Genomic DNA, 6,719 nt, shown 5'->3' on the forward strand with positions numbered 1-6,719 from the left:
AGTATCTCTTAACTTTTATTCGACCCTTGGGAATCAATACTAGGCAATAGTTTAAAGCCTGTGGCACTCAGATAGAACAGGGGATTGTGGGAATAAGTTAATAGAAATAATTATGCAAAAATTGGGAACTTAGTGCGAGGGGAAGCTTATACTTATCATAAAAATATTAAGTGTGAATAGTGGGAGCGATCGCACAAATTTGCAAGCCTACAGAAGTTTCTAAAATTATAGCTTCTACGCCAAAAATCTGAGCTAGATTATCAGGATTTAAAACTTGTGCGGGAGTTCCTACACAAAAAAGTTCCCCTTTATTTAACATAGCAATCCGCGAACTGTACCTAGCAGCTAAATTAATTTCATGCAGCACCGTAATAATCGTCAATTTGTGTTCTATATTTAGTTTATTAAGCAAATCTAACAATTGCAACTGATAGCAAATATCTAAATAAGTCGTAGGTTCATCTAACAGCAAAACTTGCGGGTTTTGAGCCAACGCTAAGGCGAGGAAAGCGCGCTGGCGTTCGCCTCCTGAGAGTTGTTCGACGGGGCGATCGCGAAATTCCTCAATCCCAGTTTGACTGATAGCAACTTCCACCTTCTCTGCATCTTCCTTGCTCAATTCCCACTGCCACCAACCCTGATGAGGAGAACGCCCCAAGCTAACTAATTGCCTTACCGTCAAACCTTCGGGTACTGTTTGCTGCTGCGGCAAAATCGCTAATTTTTGAGCAACAATTGCAGCAGGTTCAGTATGAATTGCTTTGCCATCAAGCAACACACTTCCTTGCTGCGGAGTTAGGATGCGGCTAACTAACTTCAACAAAGTAGACTTACCAGAACCGTTGGCACCGATGAGACTCAACCACTCACCAGGTTGCAAAGATAAAGTGATGTTGTGGGCGATCGCAACTTCGCCGTAACCACCAGTTAAATTTTGAATTTCTAAAGACATTATATTTTGGTAATTGGTAATTGGGTATGGGCCATGGGGCATGGGGCATGGGGCATTGGTTACTAATAACTAATGACTAATGACTACTGACTAGAACGCCGATAAAGCAGCCAGACAAACAGCGGAGAACCCAACAAAGCCGTAACCGTACCCACAGGCAATTCTACTGCACCTAAACGAGCCAAAAAATCAGCAAAAGTCAACACCCAAGCACCGCCTATCGCACTTAGCGGCAACACAAACCGATAATCATTACCAACCAACAAACGCACCCCGTGAGGCACAACCAATCCCACAAAACCAATCAATCCGCCGATGCTGACAGCACTCGCAGCTAGCAAAGTAGCAACACCCCCAATCAACAAGCGCGATCGCACCAGCGAAGCCCCCAAACCAACAGCTAAATCGTCGCCCAAAGCCAGCAAATTTATCGATCGACCCAAAAAACATCCTAACAGCAAAGCAGCCAAAATATAAGGTGCCGCTACCTGCAAATCCGACCAACCGCGACCGTTCAAACTACCGATCAACCAATTCAAAGCAGCTTGCAAACGGCTGTCTTCAGCTAACAGCAGCAGTGTAGTTTGTATTGCCCCAAACAGAGAACTCACAGCCACACCAGCTAAAACCAAACGTTCAACAGAAATCCCCGTTTTAGTTTTTCCCAAAAAGTAGACCAGCATCGAAGTTAAAATAGCACCTATCCAAGCTGCCAAAGGCACCCAAGTTTGAAATATTCCCAAAGTCAGCATGGTAATCGCAACCAACCCCGCACCAGCAGAAATTCCTAATACAAAAGGATCGGCTAAACCGTTGCGGAGTAACCCTTGCAGCAAAGCTCCCGACATTCCTAAAGCTGCACCAACCGTCAGCGCTGCGGCCACTCTGGGCAAGCGCAATTCCCAGAAAATAGTCTGATTGACAGCATCACCTCGGTGCAGAAATGCTTGCCACAATTGATCGGCACTCATCGGCACCGCGCCAAAAGAAAGCGAAAGGGCGATGGTTAATAGCAAACCCAATCCTAAGAACACAACTGCCTGAAAAACTCGATATTTTAGCCAGATTTTTTGCAGAGTCACTACATTACACCACAATCTTCCTTAACAGCACTAAATCCCATATTTCCTCTGTTTTGAACGCTCGAACTCGTTAACTACAATAACAATAACCCATTCCCCTGAAGAGGGCTTCAGTGGGAGCAGATGAGCAGGCGATCGCACCCGTCGGCAAAATTAAATGTATAATATTAACGAAGTAAACCGCGATGAGTGAATCATGTCCGCAAATACCGCGCTACCTGCTGCCCTAGCTAAAATCGTTCAGCGCTTTCAGCGACATTCCGATCCCAAACAGCGCTACGAACAACTGCTGTGGTATGCCAAAAGACTCCCAGCATTTCCCGAAAGCGACAAACTGCCGGAAAACAAAGTTTCTGGCTGCGCGTCGCAAGTTTATGTTACTGCAAATTTGGCAGACGGAAAAGTTTTGTATCAAGGCGATTCAGACGCTCAGTTAGTCAAAGGATTAGTTGGCTTGCTGGTGGAAGGTTTGAGCGGATTAACGCCTGCTGAAATTGTTACCATTACCCCAGATTTTATTCAAGACACGGGCTTGAACGTGAGTCTGACACCTTCCCGCGCTAACGGATTTTACAACATCTTTCAAATGATGAAAAATAAGGCCCTTGCTTGTGAATTGAGCAAGCAAGCTGAAACAAATTAAAAAAAAGACTCAACAGCCATGACTCAAACTACAGATTTAACAAAATCAAATTCTGGCAACTATCCCGCCGCAGTTCAAGAATATCTGTGGAATTGGAAAGAAACGCAAATTAAAGTTATTTACGAAACCAGAGGACAGGGCAATCCAGTATTGCTGCTGCCTGCTTTCAGTACGGTTTCGACGCGAGAAGAAATGCGTCCGTTAGCAGAATTATTAGCTCCTCAATTTCAAGTTGTGAGCTTAGATTGGCCGGGTTTTGGCGAATCGGATCGCCCGCGAACCGACTATCAACCGCAATTATACCATCAATTTCTCAAGGATTTTGTTGAGGCAATTTTGAATAGTCCGGTTGCTGTAGTTGCAGCAGGTCATGCTGCGGGTTATGTGATGCAATTAGCGCAATCACAGCCCAATGTTTTGTCAAAGATTGTGTTAGCTGCGCCGACTTGGCGGGGGCCTTTGCCGACGATGAGCAAACAGCAAAGCGGTTGGCATGGAATCGTGAGAGAATTAGTACGATCGCCCTTACTGGGACAATTCCTATACAAACTCAACACTGCACCGTCATTCCTCAGTCTCATGTACCGCCGCCACGTCTATGTGGATGCAGCTAAAGTCACGCCCGATTTCATCCAAAATAAGTGGAAAATTACGCAAAAACCCGGTGCTCGCTACGGTCCCGCTGCCTTTGTGACGGGTGGTTTAGATACGGCAAAAGTGCGATCGGAATTTACCGATAAATTTCAACAATTAGCAGTGCCGGTGATGGTTGTAATTGCTGAGAATGCGCCGCCCAAATCAAAGGCTGAAATGGAAGCATTAACGGAATTACCGGGTGTTGAATCGCGAGTTATTCCTGGTTCTTTGGGTATGCACGAAGAGAATGCAGAAGCTTTAGCAAATGCGGTTAAATCTTTTATTTGAGAGAATTAAAAGAGAATGAACCCCAGAGGGCGCAGAGAAGGCAGATGGGAGAAGAGAAGAGGGGATGAATGCAAGCTGTTTTTTTACGTTAGTTTGGATGGTTTGCTATTGGTTTTGTCTGCCAGTTTATGCTGTCGGAGATTCGCCGATGGTCAATTTGCCAAAGAGTACGATCGAAGGTGCGATCGACTTTCACATTCATTCTTCTCCTGATGTGATTCCCCGCAGGTTGGATGATTTTGAAGTAGCGAAATTAGCTGCTAGGGCGAAGATGAAAGCTGTGGTATTGAAAAATCATTATGCCAGCACAGCAGCGCGGGCAGTTTTGGTTAATACAATAGTACCAGAAATCGAAGTTTTCGGGGGAGTTGTTCTCAATCATTCGGTAGGGGGAATTAATCCCGAGGCTGTAGGCGCAATGCACCGCATCGGCGGCAAATACGGTAAAGTAGTGTGGCTGCCAACGGTTGATGCTGAGCATCACTTGCAGGTTTTTCACAAGTCGGGAATTGGGATTAAAGTTGCGGAAAATGGCAAGGTTTTACCGGAAACAGCAGCGGTGTTGAAGATGGTAGCCAAAGAGAATTTGATATTGGAAACCGGTCATATTTCCTCAGAAGAGGTGATGGCAGTTGTCGGTGAAGCCAACCTGCTCAACATTAAAAACATCCTGATTACCCACGCAATGGCGGATGTACCAGGCTTGTCTCTAGAAAATATGCAAGCAGCCGCCGCAGCCGGAGCTTTCTTAGAACTCGCATTTGTGAACGATTTGATGGGAGAAAATGCCGCTGATGAGGCACACAAAAACTGGCATCAAGTTTCTATTACTAAGATGGCAGCAGCGATTAAACTAATCGGAGCCGAGCATTTTGTTATGAGTACCGATTTGGGAAGAAAACCCGATCCTTTGCCGGCGGAAGGTTACAAATTATTTGTGGAAAAATTGATAAATGAAGGCATTTCTCCGCACGAAATTGATTTAATGACGAAACACAATCCAGCTCGCTTGTTAGGCATTTAAAATTGGTAATTGGGGATTGGGAATCGGGGATTGGGAATCGGGGATTGGGAATTCTCTTTGCTCTTTTCTCTTCCTTCTTCCTTCTTCCCTCTTCCCTCTTCTTTCTTCCCTCTTCCTTCTTCTTTCTTCCCTCTTCCTTCTTCCCTCTTCCCTCTTCCTTCTTCCTTCTTCTATTCTTGATTGCCTTTGCCGCGCAGGTATCCGTTATCTGCAATGCGCCAAGCACCCCCAGCATTGCCCGTTAAATCGCAATCTTCCACGGTAGCAATGCTATCTCTGTAAACGCCGATCGCCGCACCTTCATTACCATTAATCCGACACCGGCGCACGATCAATTTTCCTCCCAATCCGACACCTATTCCCAAACTGCCGTTGTCAAAAACACTGCAATCTTCCACCGTTGCTTTCCCATCATCCGATATAAAAATTCCGTTCCATACCCCATCATGAATTTGACTGCGGCGGAGGGTAGAATTTGCATCGGGGCCGCAAATTCCCACCACAGAATAGTCCGCAGAAGTGATATCGCTGTCTTCTATGATTAACTCGCCTTTGCGAATATCTACAGCGTAATATTTCCCAGTCGCGTTCAGCGTTAAACCGCGCACTAAAGCACTGTCACTTACCATTTTAATGCAGTTTGAGCTGATACTTTCAACAACAATGCGATCGACCTCTCCGCTGCCGATAATTTCTACCGATTTGTCGAGAATTAGACTTTCACGATAAACGCCTGGATGCACGTCAATGCGCGTGCCCGGTGCTGCATTTTTCAGCGCTTCGCTAATAGTAGTATAATCGCCTTGACCCTGCTGAGAAACAACAAAGTTTTGACTCTTCAAAACTTTGGGCTCAGAAGTAGATGCTTCAATTTGCCCTGATTCCGAGTCAAAATGCTCAGATTGTCGATCGCCCGCTTCGGAAAGTTGCGATGTTAACTGCAAGCGTTCTTGATAAACTGTCTCTAGCTGGTGTTCTAACTCGGATACTTGAGATTGAAGTTGAGCTTGATTCTGGTTTGCTGTCTCGATTTGATTTTGGAACTCCGAGAGTTGAGAATAAAGGTGCGATCGTTCTCTGTTAGCAGTTTCTAGCTGAGATTCCAATTCAGAGCGAGTTTGGCGAACACTTTCTAACTGGTGTTCTAACTCGGAGATTTGAGATTGAAGTTGAGTTTGATTTTGATTAGCTGTTTCGATTTGACTTTGGAATTCCGAGAGTTGAGCAGTGAGCTGATATTCCAATTCAGAGCGACTTTGACGCACACTTTCTAACTGTTGTTCTAAGTCGGCTACTTGATATTGAAGTTGATTTTGATTCTGGTTGGCTGTCTCGGTTTGACTTTGCAATTCCGATATTTGAGAAGTGAGCTGAGCTTCCAATTCAGAGCGACTTTGACGCACACTTTCTAACTGTTGGTCTAACTCGGAGATTTGAGATTGAAGTTGATTTTGATTCTGGTTGGCTGTCTGGGTTTGACTTTGCAATTCCGATATTTGAGAAGTGAGTTGAGATTCCAATTCAGAGCGACTTTGACGCACACTTTCTAACTGTTGTTCTAACTCGGAGATTTGAGATTGAAGTTGATTTTGATTCTGGTGGGCTGTCTCGGCTTGATTTTGTAATTCCGAGATTTGAGAAGAAAGTTGCGAGCGTTCTGTGTTAGCAGTTTCTAGCTGAGATTCTAATTCAGAGCGACTTTGACGCACACTATCTAGCTGAGCTTCTAAGTCGGATACTTGAGATTGAAGTTGAGTTTGATTCTGGTGGGCTGTCTCGGCTTGATTTTGTAATTCCGAGATTTGAGAAGAAAGTTGCGAGCGTTCTGTGTTAGCAGTTTCTAGCTGAGATTCTAATTCAGAGCGACTTTGACGCACACTATCTAGCTGAGCTTCTAAGTCGGATACTTGAGATTGAAGTTGAGTTTGATTCTGGTTTGCTGTCTCGGTTTGACTTTGCAATTGGGAGATTTGAGAACTGAGTTGAGATTCCAATTCAGAGCGACTTTGACGCACACTTTCTAACTGTTGTTCTAACTCGGAGATTTGAGATTGAAGTTGATTTTGATTCTGGTTTGCTGTCTCGGTTTGAGTT

The 6,719-nt window shown here is 44.8% G+C and carries 6 protein-coding genes; 3 read left to right on the forward strand and 3 right to left on the reverse strand.

All coding sequences use genetic code 11. From position 1 onward, the window contains the following. Window positions 1–166 precede the first annotated feature (166 nt). Together QUB14_RS18655 and QUB14_RS18660 are read right to left on the reverse strand one after the other, a co-directional pair. Window positions 167–952: an ABC transporter ATP-binding protein gene (locus QUB14_RS18655; protein WP_333218546.1), complete on the reverse strand. Its 786-nt coding sequence runs from the start codon at window positions 950–952 to the stop codon at window positions 167–169. An 83-nt stretch (window positions 953–1,035) separates the two neighbouring features. Then, the gene (locus QUB14_RS18660) at window positions 1,036–2,034 is read right to left on the reverse strand and encodes an iron ABC transporter permease (RefSeq protein WP_333218547.1); all 999 of its coding nucleotides are present in this window, start codon (window positions 2,032–2,034) and stop codon (window positions 1,036–1,038) included. 196 nt (window positions 2,035–2,230) lie between these two features. Between QUB14_RS18660 and QUB14_RS18665 the strand changes: the two genes are divergently transcribed. From QUB14_RS18665 to QUB14_RS18675, 3 genes are all read left to right on the forward strand, one after another. Next, entirely contained in the window at window positions 2,231–2,677 is a 447-nt protein-coding gene (locus QUB14_RS18665; RefSeq protein ID WP_333218548.1) for a SufE family protein, read from the forward strand. 18 nt (window positions 2,678–2,695) lie between these two features. After that, window positions 2,696–3,601: an alpha/beta hydrolase gene (locus QUB14_RS18670; protein ID WP_333218549.1), complete on the forward strand. Its 906-nt coding sequence runs from the start codon at window positions 2,696–2,698 to the stop codon at window positions 3,599–3,601. 64 nt (window positions 3,602–3,665) lie between these two features. Further along, window positions 3,666–4,625, forward strand: coding sequence for a DUF6282 family protein (locus QUB14_RS18675; RefSeq protein WP_333218550.1), 960 nt, complete (start codon window positions 3,666–3,668; stop codon window positions 4,623–4,625). Window positions 4,626–4,795: 170 nt separating this feature from the next. Here QUB14_RS18675 and QUB14_RS18680 read toward each other — a convergent pair. Then, on the reverse strand, window positions 4,796–6,719 hold a 1,924-nt coding region (locus QUB14_RS18680; protein WP_333297273.1), incomplete at its 5' end, for a right-handed parallel beta-helix repeat-containing protein.

This window comes from Microcoleus sp. B3-D2 (assembly GCF_036705345.1).
Taxonomy (GTDB): Bacteria; Cyanobacteriota; Cyanobacteriia; order Cyanobacteriales; family Microcoleaceae; genus Microcoleus.